24 protein-coding genes are annotated in these 17198 nt (G+C 56.9%); 12 read left to right on the top strand and 12 right to left on the bottom strand.

Features of this window, described 5'->3' with window-relative positions; translation table 11 throughout:
• The 7 genes from JNL86_08615 to JNL86_08585 all read left to right on the top strand — a co-directional run.
• Nucleotides 1-208: efflux RND transporter periplasmic adaptor subunit (locus JNL86_08615; protein MBL8042963.1), on the top strand; the 208-nt coding region annotated here is incomplete at its 5' end.
• 330 nt (nt 209-538) lie between these two features.
• The gene (locus JNL86_08610; GenBank protein MBL8042962.1) at nt 539-1342 is read left to right on the top strand and encodes a HEAT repeat domain-containing protein; all 804 of its coding nucleotides are present in this window, start codon (nt 539-541) and stop codon (nt 1340-1342) included.
• Between the two features lie 116 nt (nt 1343-1458).
• Nucleotides 1459-1989, top strand: coding sequence for a peptide deformylase (gene def / locus JNL86_08605; protein MBL8042961.1), 531 nt, complete (start codon nt 1459-1461; stop codon nt 1987-1989).
• 69 nt (nt 1990-2058) lie between these two features.
• A complete protein-coding gene (locus tag JNL86_08600; protein MBL8042960.1) occupies nt 2059-3738 on the top strand; it encodes an ABC transporter ATP-binding protein in 1680 nt (559 codons plus the stop codon).
• Nucleotides 3716-3889: a hypothetical protein gene (locus JNL86_08595; protein ID MBL8042959.1), complete on the top strand. Its 174-nt coding sequence runs from the start codon at nt 3716-3718 to the stop codon at nt 3887-3889. The genes JNL86_08600 and JNL86_08595 overlap by 23 nt, the downstream gene beginning before the upstream one ends.
• Before the next feature lie 133 nt (nt 3890-4022).
• Complete coding sequence (locus JNL86_08590; protein MBL8042958.1) at nt 4023-4217, top strand: hypothetical protein; 195 nt, start codon at nt 4023-4025, stop codon at nt 4215-4217.
• Nucleotides 4218-4262: 45 nt separating this feature from the next.
• Complete coding sequence (locus tag JNL86_08585; GenBank protein MBL8042957.1) at nt 4263-4472, top strand: hypothetical protein; 210 nt, start codon at nt 4263-4265, stop codon at nt 4470-4472.
• A gap of 302 nt (nt 4473-4774) precedes the next feature.
• Here the strand turns inward: JNL86_08585 and JNL86_08580 are convergent, their stop codons facing one another.
• The 9 genes from JNL86_08580 to thiS all read right to left on the bottom strand — a co-directional run bounded on the left by JNL86_08580 (nt 4775) and on the right by thiS (nt 10484).
• Nucleotides 4775-5104 carry a hypothetical protein gene (locus tag JNL86_08580; protein MBL8042956.1) on the bottom strand — a complete coding sequence of 110 codons (330 nt, stop codon included), beginning with the start codon at nt 5102-5104 and terminating at the stop codon, nt 4775-4777.
• Between the two features lie 96 nt (nt 5105-5200).
• On the bottom strand, nt 5201-5713 hold the full coding sequence (locus JNL86_08575) for a M67 family metallopeptidase (protein MBL8042955.1): 513 nt from the start codon (nt 5711-5713) through the stop codon (nt 5201-5203).
• A 1-nt stretch (nt 5714) separates the two neighbouring features.
• A complete protein-coding gene (gene moeB, locus JNL86_08570) occupies nt 5715-6518 on the bottom strand; it encodes a molybdopterin-synthase adenylyltransferase MoeB (GenBank protein ID MBL8042954.1) in 804 nt (267 codons plus the stop codon).
• 85 nt (nt 6519-6603) lie between these two features.
• Entirely contained in the window at nt 6604-6843 is a 240-nt protein-coding gene (locus JNL86_08565) for an NIL domain-containing protein (protein MBL8042953.1), read from the bottom strand.
• Between the two features lie 2 nt (nt 6844-6845).
• A complete protein-coding gene (locus JNL86_08560; GenBank protein ID MBL8042952.1) occupies nt 6846-7121 on the bottom strand; it encodes a MoaD/ThiS family protein in 276 nt (91 codons plus the stop codon).
• Nucleotides 7115-8365 (bottom strand): threonine synthase, encoded by a 1251-nt coding sequence (locus tag JNL86_08555; GenBank protein ID MBL8042951.1) that lies wholly within the window; start codon nt 8363-8365, stop codon nt 7115-7117. Before JNL86_08555 ends, JNL86_08560 begins: the two co-directional genes overlap by 7 nt.
• 13 nt (nt 8366-8378) lie before the next feature.
• Nucleotides 8379-9206 carry a molybdopterin-synthase adenylyltransferase MoeB gene (moeB, locus tag JNL86_08550; protein ID MBL8042950.1) on the bottom strand — a complete coding sequence of 276 codons (828 nt, stop codon included), beginning with the start codon at nt 9204-9206 and terminating at the stop codon, nt 8379-8381.
• A 151-nt stretch (nt 9207-9357) separates the two neighbouring features.
• A complete protein-coding gene (gene cysK / locus JNL86_08545) occupies nt 9358-10287 on the bottom strand; it encodes a cysteine synthase A (GenBank protein ID MBL8042949.1) in 930 nt (309 codons plus the stop codon).
• The gene (gene thiS, locus JNL86_08540; protein MBL8042948.1) at nt 10284-10484 is read right to left on the bottom strand and encodes a sulfur carrier protein ThiS; all 201 of its coding nucleotides are present in this window, start codon (nt 10482-10484) and stop codon (nt 10284-10286) included. The genes cysK and thiS overlap by 4 nt, the downstream gene beginning before the upstream one ends.
• A 394-nt stretch (nt 10485-10878) precedes the next feature.
• Between thiS and JNL86_08535 the strand changes: the two genes are divergently transcribed.
• The 5 genes from JNL86_08535 (at nt 10879) to JNL86_08515 (ending at nt 15007) form a co-directional block, all read left to right on the top strand.
• Nucleotides 10879-11256 (top strand): hypothetical protein, encoded by a 378-nt coding sequence (locus JNL86_08535; GenBank protein MBL8042947.1) that lies wholly within the window; start codon nt 10879-10881, stop codon nt 11254-11256.
• A 158-nt stretch (nt 11257-11414) separates the two neighbouring features.
• Nucleotides 11415-12023, top strand: coding sequence for a hypothetical protein (locus tag JNL86_08530; protein MBL8042946.1), 609 nt, complete (start codon nt 11415-11417; stop codon nt 12021-12023).
• A 10-nt stretch (nt 12024-12033) separates the two neighbouring features.
• Nucleotides 12034-13311 (top strand): FAD-dependent monooxygenase, encoded by a 1278-nt coding sequence (locus JNL86_08525; GenBank protein MBL8042945.1) that lies wholly within the window; start codon nt 12034-12036, stop codon nt 13309-13311.
• Between the two features lie 203 nt (nt 13312-13514).
• Nucleotides 13515-14273, top strand: a complete 759-nt coding sequence (locus tag JNL86_08520; GenBank protein MBL8042944.1) for a hypothetical protein — start codon at nt 13515-13517, stop codon at nt 14271-14273.
• Entirely contained in the window at nt 14270-15007 is a 738-nt protein-coding gene (locus JNL86_08515; GenBank protein ID MBL8042943.1) for a TPM domain-containing protein, read from the top strand. The genes JNL86_08520 and JNL86_08515 overlap by 4 nt, the downstream gene beginning before the upstream one ends.
• Nucleotides 15008-15289: 282 nt before the next feature.
• Here the strand turns inward: JNL86_08515 and JNL86_08510 are convergent, their stop codons facing one another.
• The 3 genes from JNL86_08510 to JNL86_08500 form a co-directional block, all read right to left on the bottom strand.
• Nucleotides 15290-15937 carry a hypothetical protein gene (locus JNL86_08510; protein ID MBL8042942.1) on the bottom strand — a complete coding sequence of 216 codons (648 nt, stop codon included), beginning with the start codon at nt 15935-15937 and terminating at the stop codon, nt 15290-15292.
• A gap of 686 nt (nt 15938-16623) precedes the next feature.
• Entirely contained in the window at nt 16624-17007 is a 384-nt protein-coding gene (locus tag JNL86_08505) for a transposase family protein (protein MBL8042941.1), read from the bottom strand.
• Between the two features lie 80 nt (nt 17008-17087).
• Nucleotides 17088-17198: IS3 family transposase (locus JNL86_08500; protein ID MBL8042940.1), on the bottom strand; the 111-nt coding region annotated here is incomplete at its 5' end.

Below are 17198 nucleotides of genomic sequence, written 5' to 3'. Positions count from 1 at the left end.
GTTCCTAGCGATTCCTAAAGAGGCGGTCGTCGAGATCGACGGGAAACATTTCGTGTACCTGGTAGAAGCCCCCGATCGCTATGTGAAACGCGAGGTGGTGGTCTCCAACGTGTCCGGCGGGCAGGTTCGTGTTCTTGAGGGGGTGACGTCCGGCCAGCGTATTGTCACCAAAGGGGCGGTGCTAGTGAAAGGCCAGGAAGTGAAATAACGGTCGCCCTGGCGGTGGGTGTTTGGGATCGTCGAATGCCAACGGTGACGCACTGAGGCAGAAGCTGCCGCCGGCCTTTATGGGAGCCCCACCTGGTTTCATCCTCTCCCGCTTGCTCCGCCCTTCCCCTGGTGAGTCTACACACCTCGCGCCACCTTCTCCCTCATGCTGCGATTGAAGCCGGGAGTAGCGATTTTCTGGAGACTCCTGTTAATCTTCCACGATACCGATGTGTGACGCGAGAGATGTGCATCGAAGGAACGACCGGGTGATGCCGCCCGAACATCATCGGAGCAATATTAACGGCGTTGGTTGGAGAAGGATCGCATGATGACAGGAGCATGGCAGAGGATGGGCAGTCGATGGGTGATCTGGTGCGTGGGGGTGCTGAGTCTGGTCGGCATGGCGCCGGTGCAGGCGTGGTCTGAGGCCACCGTGTGGCCGGTCCAGATGCCCTATGAAGCCCCGCCGAAGTCGGAACTGGTGCCGGATGTCTCGGTGACGCCGAACACGAAGGCGCTGACTCCGGAAGAGCTTCAACGCGCGGAGACTTTGTTGCCTTTGCTCGAAGGGAAGCAAGAGTTTTGGGCCATGGGAGAGTTCGTCCATCTGGGAGAGTCGGCCTTACCGGTGTTGACCAAGGCGCTGACGATGCCGGGTCCCCGTGTCCGGTACAATGCCATCGAAACCATGTCGATGATCAAAGCTCCCGGGGCGGTGCCGGCGTTGTTAGAAGCGGCCAAATTAGGGACCGAACTTCCACGCATCCGTGAGCATGCGCTGCGAGTCGCGGTGCGGCTCGATCCTCAACAGGCTCCCCCGGCCATCGAGGCGATGGCCAAGGACCCGAATTCGGTGATCCGCAAGGCGGCGGCGTTCGAAGCGCGATATGTGCGACGAAAAGAGGTGATCCAGCCACTGATCGACCTGTTGGGGGATGAAGAGAAGTTCGTCGCGATGTCAGCCGTCCAGTCGTTGTGGACCTTGACCCGGCATGAGGCGGAGTTCCACGACTGGGACGCCTCCAACAAGCAGGATCGCCAGACGTGGGCGCAGGAATGGGTGGAATGGTGGAATCAGGCGAAGGACACGTTCGAACTTCCCGAGCCCCGGAGCCGGAAACAGGCCGGATAGTGTCGCGGGGAGAGACGGCGGTTGCGCAGCGGCAAAATGCCGTGGTAGGTAGATATTGAAGAGCGGTGACGCGGCCTCCTCGTCGCGTGATACGGTACAGATATAAAGGGTGCAGCATGGCGATTTTGGCGATCAGCAAACTTGGTAATCCAATCCTCCGGCAGAAGGCGTTGCCTGTCAGCCCGGGCGAAATCAAAAAGGCCGCGTTCCAACAACTTATCGATGACATGTTTGAAACCATGTATGACGAACCGGGTATCGGGCTTGCCGCTCCCCAGGTGGGACGCTCCCAGCAACTGGTCGTCATGGATTGCTCCGGCGAGGGTGGGTTTCCCAAGACGGTGCTTATCAATCCGACCATCCAATTTTACGGACCTGAACAGGTTGAGGGATGGGAAGGCTGTCTCAGTGTCGATGGGTTGCGGGGCAAGGTGACGCGACCTTCGACGGTTCGGGTGACCGGGCTCGATCGGAACGCCAAACCCTTCGATTTTGAGGCCAGCGGCTTATATGCCGTCTGCATTCAACATGAACTCGACCATCTCATCGGCAAGTTGTTCATCGATCGCATGACCGATTTCTCCACGCTGACGCAGATGGATGAATTTCAGAAGTATTGGCAAAAGGAACCGGCCAGTGCCATTTGATCCGACCCGGATCGCCGAGTCGTTGTGAACTCGCTCCTACGCGTTCTCTCCTACCTGAAACCGTTCCGGATGTTGGCGGTGGTGACCTTCGTCTGCGCAGGTCTCGCCACGGCGCTGGAACTGGTGCCTCCCTACCTCGTAAAAATCATCATCGACGACGTGATTCAAGCCAAGCGGCCTGAGATGCTCCTCTGGGTCTTGAGCGCCTTGATGGGCTCGTATGTTCTGCGAAATATCATGAGTTCCATGCGGGTCCGGTTCAACAACCTGTTGGAGCAGAAAGCCGTCCACACCCTGCGCGTGCAGGTGTTCGGCGCGCTGCAGCGTCTCTCGTTGAGTTATTTCGAGAATCGATCGACCGGCGAGATCATGACCCGAGTGACCAGTGACACCGAACATGTCGAGCGGATCTTCGTGGACGGGCTCGAAGGGTTGTTGACCGCCTCTCTGACCCTGGTCGGGATCACGATGATGATGTTCATCTTGAATTGGAAATTGGCGCTGCTGTCCCTGTTGCCGATTCCGGTCCTGATCGTCTGTGCGGCCTGGTTCACGAAGCGGGTACACAAGTATTACACGGAGATCCGCAAGAGTGTCGCCGATCTCAACGCCTATCTCCAGGATGCGCTGTCGGGTATCAAGGAAACGATCGGGTTTAATCAGCATGCGTATGAACGGCAACGATTCGAGACCTTGAGCCAAGCCTACAGCCAGAACAGCTTACGCGCCATGCTCCTGTGGTCCTGGTATTGGCCCGGTATGGTGTTCGTGGGAAGCACGGGCACGGTTCTCATTCTCTGGTATGGCGCGGAGGAGGTGATGGCCGGGAATCTGACCGTCGGCCAACTCGTCATGTTTTTGTCCTATCTCGGGCTCTTCTACACGCCGATCAATGAGATTCACTCCTTGAACCACATGCTGCAACATGCGCTGGCAGCCAGCGAGCGTGTGTTCGAGATTCTCGACACCAAGGCGGAAGTGGAAGACCGCCCCGGCGCCGTACGGCCTGTTGAACGGTTGAACGGTGCAGTGGAATATCGTCAGGTGCAATTTGGATATCGGCAGGACGGACTGGTGTTATCCAATGTGAATCTGATCGTCAGGCCTGGGGAACGGATCGCCCTTGTCGGCCCAAGCGGAGCGGGCAAAACGTCGTTATTGAAGCTCCTGATGCGGTTTTACGATGTGCGAAGCGGAGCGGTGTTGGTTGATGGATACGACGTGCGGGATCTGCCGGTGGCGTTTCTTAGAGGGCAGATCGGCCTGGTTCAGCAGGAACCGTTTCTCTTCAACGGCACCGTGCGACAGAATATCGTCTACAGTGATCTGTCGGCCGGACAGGAACGGGTCGAAGCGGCCGCTCGGGCGGCCAGGGCCCATGACTTTATCTCCCGTCTCCCGGATGGGTATGATACCTGGATTGGGGAACGGGGGGTCAAATTGTCGGTGGGGCAGAAGCAGCGGGTCTCGATCGCGCGTGTGCTGCTGAAAGATCCGCCGATCGTGATTTTCGATGAGGCGACGTCCAATATCGACACCGAGACCGAGGTCAAGATCCGCGAAGCGCTGAACGATCTGACGAAGGGACGCACCACCTTCATCATCGCGCACCGCCTGGCGACGTTACATGATGTAGACCGCATTATCGTAGTGGAACATGGGACGATCGTGGAGGAAGGCAACCATGAGGCGCTCATGAAACAGGGCGGGGTGTATGCGGGGCTCTATGAAGCCCAATTTAAAATTTAAACAGGATGCTGAAAATGTCCGCCAGCGTCGTTCTCGCTTCGCGAACGAGCTCAACGTACCGCAAGCGTACGCCTCGCTCACTCGCGTCGCTGCGGCCTTGCGGGACGGCCATTTTGAGCATCCCGACGACTATGTGCAGGCGATACCGTGAAGCGTGGTTCGTGAAACGCATCTCGCTGGGGATCGAAGATATCCGAAACATACTCTGAGTTATTGCTGCGAGATACGAGGGACGAGATACGACGACGTGTGATGACCGGATACGAAGGAGCGACGAGGATACTATGGTGCTGATTTACGAAAGTGATCCGCTCGACAATGAGGACGCGCGAGGGCATTTCTATCATGTCTGTCGAGGACGGATCGATCGGACGGAAATCCGGCTGCCCGAAGGGCAGTCGATTTATGAGTGTGCGGTGTGCGGGGTGGATCTGGAGCCTGAAGATTTCTGGATCGCGAGGCAAAAGGGATCGGTGTAGCGCGACGGCGAGCACTGAGAGCTGATAGATAAAGGGGAGTTCGTCATGGCGGGAAGTACAGGCCGGAAAACCGTGTCCGTGTCGCGTGGGCTGATGATGTTATGCGACGTTTGTTATGAGCAGGTCTTTGTCGAACATCTGGTTGATCAGCGCAATTTCGTGTCCGATCACGAGGCGTTGTTCGATACCATTTGCATGGGGTGCACGGATATCAATCGCCCCCTGGTCGACGATATGTTGGGAAGCTCGGAGTAAGCGTTCGTTCCTCCGCGTCACTCCGTATCACTGATATCTGCGCGGATCGTCCGGCTGTGGCGGGAAGCCCTGCCGCTTTCTGAGAAGTCTGCCCCCCGAGGTCTTCAGCGACTGTGCCGTACCTTTGCGGTGTCGGTGCTGCGACTGACCATGTCCTTCCGATATTCGTTGCCGAACGAGTCGGGTACTTCATCTGAGGAGTGGCTGAAGCCTGGGAACTCCCAGGGCATCGACGTACCGATCCTCCGTCTGGCGCGTTCCGCAGACATGATGCAAACGGCTGATGGCTGGTGTCGGCCGGCTTACTTGCAGACTTTTCCGTCGAAATACAGGCAGGTCGATTCGCCGGATTTCACCTTCCAGGTCTTCAGCATCGGTGGTTGCCCCTCACGTGTTTCCACCACAATGTCCACGAGTCCGGACTGCGGCAGTTTTTCGATATGCTGGCGGGCTTCCTCTGGCACGTCCACCCAGAACACAGCTCCGAGAGTCGAAATCAGAATGCGGCTGTTTTCAACATCCACATTGATGATCGGACTGTAGTAACTTTTTTCGGCAGCCCCGCTCTGGTGAGGCACCACCAGGCCGGTGATGGACAAGATACAAGCGATGAAGATCAGTATGAATCGCATCGAATGCTCCCTTCGATGACACAGGCAAAGCCGGATTATGGCATCGTTACGGAGCGATTGGTAGGGGAAGAGGCAGAATAGTTACAGCCGCGACCGCTAACTGATATGGATGTCGGCGGGACGTACTTGGCCGCCGGTGATCCAATAAGTGCGGATGTCTGCGGCAGGGGAGTGCATCAGCGAGACGAGGAGATACGCTGGAACCGGCAGATTGATGCGTTGCCAGATTTCTTCGTAATCAGTCGCAATTTTGATATCGGTCTGTGACGGTCTGGCCGGGTCCTTCGGGTGTGAATGGTAGACGACTTGAAGGTCGAGCCCGTTCTTGCGGATGTCTTTCTTCGCCGCGGAAAAGTCTCCCATATCCATCACGAAGGCGATCTCGGCCCGTTCCTCTGGAGAGAGTCGTTCGAGATGCGCAATCTTGTCGTCGTCGAAGGTGGAGAGATTTTGCGCACCCTCCACGGCCACAATGTTGGTGATGCGATAGAGGTGCGTCACCATTTTGTCCTTGCCGGCGAGTAGGCCGCAGCATTCAAACGGGGCGAGCTCGCGCGCATGCGCGACGATTTGATCCAGGATGTGCTGCGGAATCGACAGGTCTGGCATGTCAGATGGTGCAGGCGACGCTGTAATCTCCGCCCAGATCCTTAATTGTCGGAGTGGCGCTGCACAGGGGGCAACGCGGATCTTTCGGGCGGGAGACCTTGCGGAATTTCATTTCCAAGGCATCGTAGATCACCAGTTTATCTGCGATCGTTTCGCCGATGCCGAGAATTTCCTTGATGGCTTCCGAGGCCTGGAGAATACCCATGGTGCCGGCCAGCACGCCCAACACACCGGCTTCCTGGCAGTTCGGGACCAGACCGGCCGGAGGCGGCTCGGGATAGAGGCAGCGGTAGCAGGGGAATCCGGCATGGGGCTTGATGCTCGTAAGTTGGCCTTCGAATCGGAACATGCTGGCCGAAATGAGGGTTTTCTTGGCGAAGAAGCACGCATCATTCACCAGAAACCGCGTGGTGAAATTGTCCGATCCGTCCAGCACGATGTCGTAGTCGGAGATAAGGCCGAGGATATTTTCGGTATCGACGTTCAGTTGATAGGTCTTGATGGTGATGTCGGGGTTGATGGCCGACAGCATGCGACGTCCTGACTCGACCTTCGGTACGCCGATGGTCGCCGTGGAATGCAAAATTTGCCGTTGGAGATTGGAGAGATCGACGACGTCGCCATCCACTAGGCCGAGGGTGCCGATTCCAGCCGCCGCCAGGTACAGGGCCGCAGGTGACCCAAGGCCGCCGGCGCCGATGAGCAGGACCTTGGCCTTGGACAGTTTCAGTTGTCCTTTACCGCCGACTTCGTTGAGGATGATGTGACGGCTATAACGTTGTATTTGCTGATCGGTCAATTCCATTCGACTCGTCTCTCGTCGTTCGTGAAACGTGAAGCGGTTTGATTCTCAGGTGAGATACGCTTCATGCGGTGCGCTTCACCCATTGCTATTCCACCACGTTCAATTCAATCGGGTCGACGACGCAGCCTTTGGTCCGGATGCCGTCGACGGCTCGTTCGATCTCTTCCGTTTCGCCGGTGAGTTCGAGGTCCATCCATCCTGTGGTCTCGCGCACATCGGCACGGCGCACATTGGTGACCACTCTGAACTCGTGGCCGATTTGATAAATGATGGGCTCTTTGATTTTATTCTCGGGAAAACGAATATGGAATCGTAAGCTGGTCATGGTTATCCTCCGGCGATCGCGGGAACGATCGACACTTCATCGCCGTCTTTCAGCGAGGTCTCTTTGCCGTTCAGGAAGCGGATATCTTCCTCATTGACGTAGATGTTCACGAAGCGCCGCAAATCGCCCTTCTCATCACAGAGCCGGTTCTTCAGGCCCGGATAGGTGGCATCGAGCGATCCGATCATGTCCACAATGTTGGCTGCCGCGGATTCAACCTCGCCCTGGCCCTTCGTGAGGGGACGCAAGGGTGTCGGAATACGAACCTTAATCATGATTCACCACCACTGTTCTTTCCCATTTTGAATGTTTTTTGGAAGTTCACCAGGCTGGGCTGGATGCGGAACGGCCGCCCCACGGCATCCACGACCGCTTCCTGAGTCTTGAGGCCGTTACCCGTAATGTACGCGACGGTGACGTCGTTCTTCTTGATCAGACCCTGCTTGACGAGTTTGCACAACACGCCGATCGTCACGCCGCCTGCCGTCTCAGCGAAAATGCCTTCGGTCTGCGCCAGTAACTTGATCCCTTCTACCACTTCTTCGTCCGTCACCGCGTCCATTGCGCCTTTGCTTTCGGCGGTAGCCTTCAGTGCGTAGTAGCCGTCGGCCGGGTTGCCGATGGCGAGGGACTTGGCGATGGTCTTCGGCTTGACCGGCTTGAAGAAGTCCCGGCCCGCCTTGAACGCCGTAGCAATCGGGGAACAGCCTTCAGCCTGTGCGCCGTTGATCTTGGTACGCACCTCATCGACCAGTCCCAGCGCCTTCATTTCGTGTAGGCCCTTCCAGATCTTCGTCAGCAGGGAGCCCGAGGCCATGGGAATCACAGCCTGGTCCGGCGTGCGCCAGCCCAGCTGCTCGACGGTTTCGAAGGCCAGCGTTTTCGACCCTTCGGCATAATAGGGGCGAATATTGATGTTGACGAAGGCCCAGCCATGTTCACCGGCGATTTCGCTGCAGAGCCGGTTGACATCGTCGTAGTTGCCTTCAACCTCGACCACGTTTGGCTTGTAAATCAAATTGCCGAGAACCTTGGCCGCTTCGAGATCGGCCGGGATGAACACATAACACTTCATCCCCGCAGCGGCGGCATGGGCTGCGACGGAGTTGGCCAAGTTGCCGGTTGAGGCGCACGCGACCGTTTCAAAGCCGAGTTCCCGCGCGCGGGTGAGGGCGACCGAGACGACCCGATCCTTAAACGACAAGGTCGGATGATTGACCGTATCGTTCTTGATATAGAGCTCGTCGATGCCCAGATGCGCCCCGAGATTCTTCGCCCGTACCAAGGGTGTCAGCCCAGCATGGGGGCCGATGATCGCGGTGCTCTCGACCGGCAACAGGTCGATATAGCGCCACATGCTGTTCGGGCCCTGCTCGATTTTCTTGCGCGAGATGGTGCTCTTGATCTCGTCGTAGTTGTATTTCACTTCCAGCGGGCCGAAGCACATCTCACACACGTGGATGGCTTTGGGTGGATATTCCTTCCCACATTCCCGGCACACGAGCGCTTTCATTTTCGACATGGAGACACCTTCGCTACAAGTTACGTTGACCCGGAAGCGCACAGGTTGGCCCACCGACGTCGCCGTCTTCCATCAGCTCCGTAATCGTGGGCCGTTCGCCGCATAGCGGACAATCGGGGTTCCGCTTGATGCGGATTTCTCTGAACTGGGTGCGTCGCGCATCAAAATCCAGCAGGCGATCGGTCAACGGGCGGCCGATGCCCAGGATCAGTTTGAGCGCCTCAGTTGCTTGAATCGTGCCGATAATGCCGGCCAACACGCCAATGACGCCGGCTTCCTGGCAGGAGGCCACGAGTCCTTCGGGCGGCGGCTTTTTAAACACGCAACGATAACAGGCCGACTTCTTCGGAATAATGGTGGTCACGCGCCCGTCGAAGCGGAGGATTCCCCCATGCACCAGCGGTTTGCCGGCAAAGTAGCAGGCGTCGTTGATCAGGAACTTCGTAGGGAAATTATCGACGCCGTCGATGACCACATCGTAGCCGCTCAGAATTTTCAGGGCATTGCTTGCCGTGAGACGTTCTTCGTACATCACCACATTCACGTCGGGATTCAGCGCTTGAATCTTCTCCTTGCCGGAGACGACTTTGGGGCGGCCTACGTCCGGCGTCTGATGAATCACCTGCCGTTGGAGGTTACTCAAATCCACCACGTCGCTGTCGATGAGGCCGATGGTGCCGATTCCTGCTGCAGCCAGATACAAGGCTGCCGGAGAACCAAGCCCGCCGGCACCGACGATGAGGATCTTCCCCTGAATGATCTTCTTCTGTCCCTTGCCGCCGACTTCGGGCAGGAGGATGTGACGGCTGTAGCGGTTGATTTGTGTTTCTGTAAATTCCATCTCGTATGGGATGCTGAAAATGCCCTTCAGCTTCGTTCTCGGCTCGACGAAATCCTCAACGTACCCAGAGGGTACGCCTCCGGTTTCATCTCACCTGCGGCCTTGCTGAGAGACCATTTTGAGCATCCCCCTCAATCATTCATGCCAATGGTCAAATGTTGAAATACTTTTCGATGCTGATATACCGCTCGCCGGTATCGCAGAGAATCGTCACGACATTCTTGCCCGGCCCTAATTCTTCGGCGACCTTCTGGGCGGCGAAGACGTTGGCGCCGGCGGAAATACCGACCAGCAGCCCTTCTTTCTTCGCGAGCAATTTCGCCGTTTGATAGGCTTCATCGTCGGTCACGGTAATCACGCGGTCGAGCAGGGTTCGGTTCAACACTTTTGGCACGAACCCCGCACCGATGCCTTGAATTTTATGCGGTCCCGGATCTCCGCCCGACAACACGGGGGAACCGGCCGGTTCCACCGCCACGATTTTCGCCGCCGGATTCCGTTCCCTGATCACTTCACCGCAGCCGGTGATGGTTCCACCGGTCCCGACAGCCGCCACGAACGCATCGACCCGCCCGTCGAGGGCATTCACGATTTCGGGACCAGTCGTCTTGCGATGCATGGCCGGGTTCGCCGGATTGGAGAACTGGTCGGGCATGTAGTACGACGGATTCTGCGCGACGATGCTTTCAGCTTCCTTGATCGAACCCTTCATCCCTTCCCAAGCCGCCGTCAGGACCAGTTGCGCGCCATAGGATGACAACAGGCTCGCGCGTTCCATGCTCATGCTTTCCGGCATGACCAAAATCAATTTGTAGCCGCGAACCGCCGCCACCAATGCCAGGCCGATGCCCGTATTGCCGCTGGTCGGTTCGACAATAGTCCCGCCTGGCTTCAGTTTGCCCAGTCGTTCCGCCTCGTTGATCATGTTGAGGCAAATGCGATCTTTGATACTCCCGCCCGGGTTGAACGATTCGACCTTTGCATAGATCGTTGCCGAGCCTGGCTTGGTCAACCGGTTGAGGCGGACCAACGGCGTGCCGCCGATCAACTCGGTAATGTCTGCATGGGCCTTGCCGGTCACCGGCCACCGCCCATGTAGAAGAGAAATTCCACGTGATCGCCGTCTTTCAGCTGAGTGGTGTCGAGGTGTGTCCGTTCAAGCATGGTGTCATTGACTTCAACCGCGACCATTTGCGGCTCGATACTCTTTGCCTTCAATAGGTCGAGGACCGTGCCGCCTGCGATCTCTTCCGCCTTGCCATTGATCATCACCTGCATATCTGCTCCTGAGATGAGAAAGAGTCCGACAGGATACTGAACGTGTCCGCCAGCGGCGTGCTCGCATCGCTGAGGTTCTCCACGTACCGTAAAGGTGCGAGTTGTTCCTTCGTTCGCTGCGGCGTTGCTGGACGGCCATTTTGAGCATCCTGTCACGAAGGATTCTTGTTGCGCCTTACGTGTAGGTGCTCAGTGTGTTGATGAGCTCACCGTGATTTGCAGCAAACTGCTAAATAATTTCAAGAAGTTAGCAAACGCGTTCTTGTGTTGTCAAGGCAACAGACCGCCGCTGGGTCGAGAAAAAAGGCTGCTGCGGAGTCGTGTGATGAAGACGGCCGCTTTCTTGACTTTCACCATGCCTAGCTTACAGTATGCGCCGGTCTGGAGGGTAGGTATGTGGAAGAAAAATTTCTTATTCCGCGCGCATGAGGCGGCTCCGCTGAAAGAATCGGAGAACGAGCTGTTTCATGACTCGGAGCCGGCCTTGGACAGCGCCGGGCTGCAAATGGAAAAGTTCCTCTCTGTGTGGGTGCAAGGGGAAGGGGAAGACGAAAGCCCCACGGTGTATACGAACCTCTATGTGCGTACCGCCACGCTGGATTTCAAAACTCGCGCGGGGTTTCTTCAACCGTTGCAAGGGCGCACGCACCAGATCAAGCAGATGTTGACGCCGGAACAGAAAGGCTTTTTGCGCGAGTGGTTGTCCACGACCTCACCTCAAGCCTGGGAAGAATCCGACGACCATTTTCGAACGCTTTTCGACCTAGAGTGATCGGTTCTAGTCGGATGCTGAAAACGTCCGCCAGCGGCGTGCTCGCGCCATTCAGATCCTCAACGTACCGCAAGGGTACGCCTCAGATCTTCATTCGCTGCAGCCTTGCTGGGCGAACGTTTTGAGCATCCGGCGGGAATGTATACTCGTGACCTCCAATGTGTGACATATCGATTTCGCAGGGGCAAAGTGTCGGCTCTCTGCAACCTGCCAGTCTCAGCGCGACTCACCGGAATCTCTCTTGCCTCATCGCCTTGATTGCTGCTGGAATTGTGTTTCTGACGCAGCTGCCGGTCTATGCTTCCGCCACGATTGAGGTCTACTATGCTCCCGAAGATCACCCCATTGATCATGTGGTGAATTTGTATGACCGGGCAACCAAATATATCTACGTGTCGGTCTATGGGTTGACGGCGCCGTCGGTGGTGAAGGCGTTGGTGGAGGCAAAACATCGCGGCGTCGATGTTCGAGTGATTACCGATCGTGAACGTCTCAATGATCCGAAGCAGCATAGCGCCGTGAATACCCTACGACTGGCCGGCGTGCCCGTCAGGATCAACCGGCATGATGCGTTGATGCATCTCAAGCAGGTGGTGATCGACGATCACATTAATACCTCCGGTTCGGCCAACCACACGACGAGCGGCAACCGGTACAATGATGAGCGGCTCGACGTCATTACCGATGCGCGCCTGACGGCCAAGGCCCGTGAAAAATTTTTGGCCATGTGGAACGACCATGAACGATTCGTGGTCTGGACAGAGTAAGAGATAGCGCATGGGGCAACGCGTGATTGAGACGGATGTGGCGATTGTCGGGGCCGGCGGCGGAGGCGCCGTATTGGCGTTGATGCTTGCGCAGCAAGGGGTGCGCTCCTTGGTGTTGGAACGGGCTGCCGGTCCTCCGCAGGGGCTGCGCGGAGAAATTCTCCAACCGAACGGCCAGCGGGTCCTTGATCGTGTCGGGTTGCTCGACAAACTGCCGGCTCAGGCTGTTCGATCGGTGCATCGATTCAATTTCTGTCGGTCGGGAGGCGAACGGCTCTGCACGGTCGACTACAGTGATCTTCCCGCTCCCTACAATCGTGCCGTTGTCACGTTACCCAATGTGGCGCACCATGCCATTCTCGATGCGCTGGAAAAACAGAATCCCGGCGGCCTCTGGTACGAGGCCGTCTTTACCGGACTTCGTTTCGACGGCAGCCGTGTGGTCGGTTTGCAGGCGACCCGTCACGGTGAGCCAGTCGAGGTATCCGCGCGCCTGGTGGTCGGCGCAGACGGTGCGTTTTCCAAGGTTCGCGAGTCGCTCGGTATCGCAGCGGAACTCCATCGATATCCGGAGAGTTATCTCATTGCCATTCTGAAGGCCCCGCCGGGGTTCGATGAGGCGCGGTATCTGGTGGGTACACGTGAGATTCTGGGCTTGTTTCCGGCTGCCGGGCAACAGGTCTATGCCTTCTATATGATCAAGGCCGGTTCATACGAAGCGGTGAAGGCTCAAGGGCTTGAGGCGTTACGGCGGGCCTGGGTGAGGATCGACCCCGCGATGGAATCTATCGTCCCAGGGCTCGTGGATTGGAGCCAGACGGGATACATGCCGACCGGACGGGTGAAAACCGATCGATGGGTGGCGGATGGCGCCTTGCTGATCGGCGATGCGGCGCATGCCATGAACCCCCACGCGTCCCAAGGGCGCATGCAAGCGATGGTCGATGCGGTGACAGTGGCGGATCTCATTCCCGGTTGGCTCAAACATAATACGTTATCGGCGGCGGCATTGCGTGCCTTTGAAATCACCAGGCGGCCGCAAGTGAGCATGTTGCAACGGTTGGCCGACGAGCAATGTCGATTCTGGAACACCGGCAATCCGCTGCTGGCCTATTTGCGAGACCGGGTCTTTCGGACACTCGACCGGAATGCGCGCCTTCGTTATCGCGTACTCACGACCACTGCCGGGCTGCGGCATCGTCCGCCGTTCTCACTGTTGGATCGGATCATGGCCGCCGGATTGTTGCCCGATCCATATGCGGATCGGAAATCATCGATCGAGACATAGGCGAAGACTGTCCTCGTAGGCAACGAGAATTTCATCAGAGTAAGAACGAATGATCCCGGGGGATGCTCAAAACGTCGTCCAGCAAGGCCGCAGCCAAGTGAAGGGCTGAGGCGTACCCTTGTGGTACGTTGAGGCGCTGAACGAGGCGAGAACGCCGCTGGAGGGCTTTTTCAGCATCCTACTCAACCACAGCAGAGGTGTTTGTGACCCAACCGACCGCGCTCGATGTCCCCTCCGAGGTTCAACAACTCCTACAGCGATACGTCAAAGAGACGACGAGTTTACTGGGCCAGCAATTGGAAGGCATCCTCCTCTATGGGAGCGCTGTGGGCGGAGAGTTTCTGCCAGGCCGTTCGAATATCAATCTCCTCCTGATGCTCTCCGGCTATGACCGGGAGGGGATGAAGCGGTACGCCAAAGCCCATAAGCGCTGGAGCCGCGACCAATTCGTCGTGCCGCTGCTGGTCACTGAGGCTGAGCTCACAAGGCCCGGCACGGTGTTCCCGCTCGAATATCTGGAAATCCAGGAGCAACACCGCGTGCTCTGGGGAAGAGATCCGTTTATCGGTCTCCATATCGACCGGACACATCTGGCCTATCAGGTGCAACAGGGAATCCAGGGTAATCTGGTGCGGCTGCGGCAGCGGTTTGTCGAGGGCGGCGGCACGGAGGAAGCGACGACCATGTTGTTGCCGTTATCGTTGACGGCGTTGCTGCCCTGTTTGCGCGGTTTGCAACGGCTGGCCGGGCAACCGGCACTGTATCAGTCCGACGCGTTACTCACGGCCATTCGCAGCATGACGGGGCTCGATCTGGCCGGACTCGGTGATGTGTTGGAATTGAAGCGCGGAATCATTTCACCCGGGCCGGTGGAGGTGCCGCGGTTATTTGAGCGGTATGCGGGGAATCTTGACGCCTTGATCACGGTGATCCGTCCGGATGGGACGGTGGCCCCCCGATGACACGTCGATTCATTCGTTTGATCGGTCTTGTCGCTTGTTTGTGGGCGGCCTGGTTCTGGGGAGCGGCCTCGACCGTTGAGGCACGGGAACCGGTTCCGAACTATGATCCGCAAGGCTATGTCAGCGACCATGCCGGCGTGATCGATGCGGACTGGCGTGCCAGGATACGATCGGTCTGCCAGGATCTCGAGCGGAAGACCGGAGTGGAGATGGTCGTGGTGACCGTGCCGACTCTCAAGCCCTATCCCTCAGCCAACGATTATGCGATGGGCCTGTATCAGAAATGGGGCATCGGTTCGGCTCAGGACGAACATGGCGTCTTGATCCTGCTGGCCGTGCAGGAACGCCAGGCCGCCGTTACGATGGGGCGGCGCATGATTCCAGTGATGGGTGGCGAGGTGGTCGGCAAGGTCGGACACGAGTATCTGGATCCGGCCATTAAGAACGGCCATTTCGACGAAGGGCTTTATCGCACGGTCGTGGCCTTGGCCTCTGTCTCGCAGGAGATCCGGGTCAGTTCTACAAAGAAGGCGCATTTTCGCGGATTGGGGTTTTGGATCACCGTCACCACGGCCAGCGGAGCTCTGTGGTTTCTCTGGTGGCTGAGCCGTCCGGACCTGCGACATCCGTATGCACGCCTGCGACGAGGGCAATATTGGGGCAGCGGGCAAGGCGGTTTCGGCGGCAACTTCGGCGGAATGGGCGGGGGGATGAGCGGGGAGGGGTGGAAGTAGGGGAGAGGGCGGCTCGTTAGTCTCCCTTGCTCGCGCAACGCGCGGCCTCGGAAGGCCCTCGTTGGACGCGCGCAGTGGGAGACCAAGCGGGCCACCCTCTGGGGAAGGGAAGCGAGCAAGCTTGGATGGAGTATCAAAGAAATGTGCTTCCTGAGCGCGCGCCCTCAGAAGGACCTCGCTCGACGGGCTAAGTGGAGCAACAGCTTTTTATTGGTGTCTGAGTTAAACCTAGCGTACGGATAGTTATTAAGAGATGAAGGAGCAGCCTCAAGTATCGGGCGGCTACTTGCTTTTCATAAACTGACTGGCGTCCATTGTCTTCTGCGCAAATTTGAAACTTGTTTGAATACAGTTATCGTATATCTTAATTCTCAAGTCCGTTTCTGCAACAGCCTGTTCCCCAATGCCTTTTCCCATGACCGGGGCACTTTTGAGACCTCCATCAAGCAAAGCCTTTGTACATAATTCCACTGGTACTATGTAGTTCAGTGTGGAGAGCAGTTGAACCATCTGACTTCTATAGTCGCCCGCCTCTATCGCCTCATTTAGATAGGCTTCACACACTCGATACATACCATCTCTCAGGACCTGGACTCCTTGGGAGCGTTGAAACAGGGAGAGGATATTTACATCTAAGTTGCCTGTCCCAGACGCTTGGACCCCGGCATTGGGAGCTGAGAGTGAAGCAGTTAGCTTGGCAGCAATCTGGGCGATTGCATCCGGAGGGGGTTCGGAGCAAAACCTCCCATTCTTCTTGTTAACTAAGATGCTTCTCTTGGACCCATCCAGCGTGAGGCTCATGGCGGTGCCCAGATCTTCCCGTTCAATGGGATAGAGATTCTTCATGCAGCCGCTAGTAAGGAGAAGAATGGTAGTAATGGCAATATTAACCGCTCTAAACATTTTTAGTCTCACATTGGTTAATTGCACGCCAGTCCTTGGCCTTGACCAAAGCAGAAGCAAGGGCTACCTGCAGGTACTTGATTGAACTGGAGAATGCATCGGCGGTTCCCAAATGCATCACAGCAGAACTGAGCCGCGCGCGGTGGCGCACTGTACTGTCTTTGGCGAGAGTTACCCTGATCAAAAGTAGGCGGTGGAAGATCTTCATCGGAGATCGAGGACTGCTGGCTGCAAAATCGATTGACTTCAGCTCTCGAGTATCCCTGCTTTCCAAGTTCAATACGCTCTTGTGGAGTGCATTCACTCAAGGCATAGTTGGTGGGCAGAGCTACAGCTAAGAATATTAAAAGCTTCATTAGATGCCGCCCTATTATCATGACACCTCCTATCCTGCCTAGCTAGTTGCTTTTCTGTAAAGAATCACGGTTCCCAATAGTAGAGTTCCGTCTTACCTCAGTCAATGCAGTTCTGGATGGGCCTGCTATCAGCGTCAAAGGCACCGTGTATGAAGGGTATTGGAGGTGGGTATGGGAGTGAGGTCACCAAGCTCAAGGCGAAGCGGGATATTCTGAAGAACGCCGCAGCGTCCTTAGCAATTGAGTCGCTGTGACGTCCGAGTTCAACGTGAAGCATCGAGGGAGGTGTGACCTTTCCCCCGAAAACTAGACCATTGGCTTGGAAGTTCTTCTGTGCTCATGAGACCTCCCCAGAAACTAGACCGCTGGAAGCTGGAAATTCGGTGCCTCCTGCAGCCCGGTTTGAGCCGCCTGTTCGACAAACTCCTGTGGTGTTAAGTTCCCGAGCGACCCATGCGGCCGACGCTCATTGTAGTCGATTCGCCACGCTTCAATCTTTTGTCGCGCATCGTGCAGCGAGACGAACACCTGCGCGTTCAAACACTCATCTCGAAAGCGCCCGTTGAAACTCTCAATCACCGCATTCTCCACGGGTTTTCCAGGTCGGATAACATCCAGCTTCACCTCGTGGGCATAAGCCCAGGCATCCAGCGCCTTCGAGGTAAATTCGCTCCCATTGTCCACGGTGATGATCTTCGGGTATCCACACTGCTTTGCCACTCGCTCTAGGGCGGCGACCACCTTCTTCCCGGTCAGGGTGAAGTCTGGTTCGATTATTTGACTGTGCCGACTGGCCTGCTGCCGGTTTCGTTGACACCCTTCTACGCTTCTGTCGCTTGTCGTTCGAACTCCATTGGACTGAGATATCCTAACGTGGAGTGCCGCCGTCGCGGATTATAAAAGCGCTCGATGTAATCAAACACATCGGCCCT

The sequence above is a fragment of the Nitrospira sp. genome (assembly GCA_016788885.1).
Lineage (GTDB): Bacteria > Nitrospirota > Nitrospiria > Nitrospirales > Nitrospiraceae > Nitrospira_A.
The sequence above is the reverse complement of the archived record's forward strand: the minus strand, read 5'-3'. Positions and strand labels throughout refer to the sequence as shown.